The organism is Paraburkholderia sp. J94 (assembly GCF_905220285.1).
GTDB lineage: Bacteria > Pseudomonadota > Gammaproteobacteria > Burkholderiales > Burkholderiaceae > Paraburkholderia > Paraburkholderia tropica_A.
The window spans coordinates 1-230 of sequence record NZ_CAJMZH010000073.1 but is presented as its reverse complement, the minus strand read 5'-3'; the positions used below and the strand labels follow the sequence as shown (position 1 = coordinate 230).

The 230-nt window shown below is 60.4% G+C and carries 1 pseudogene; it reads left to right on the top strand.

The window, feature by feature from the left end:
• Window positions 1-63 precede the first annotated feature (63 nt).
• Window positions 64-230 (top strand): annotated as a pseudogene (locus tag U4Y88_RS37705) (EmrA/EmrK family multidrug efflux transporter periplasmic adaptor subunit); the annotation flags it as partial.

Sequence of the window (230 nt, the reverse complement as noted above, 5' to 3'; positions counted from 1 at the left end):
CGCCGCGACGAACTGAATTCCAATAACTGAACGCACAGCACGCAAGAACCCGGAGATCCTTCCATGAGCACCCCCCAGCAACCGGCCGCCAATCCGCAGCCGAACGCGAACAACGGCAAGCGCAAGCGCATGATGACGCTGCTCGTCCTCGTGATCGTGATTGCAGCCATTGCCTACGGCCTCTACTACTTCCTCGTCGCGCGCTTTAGCGAAGGCACCGACGACGCCTA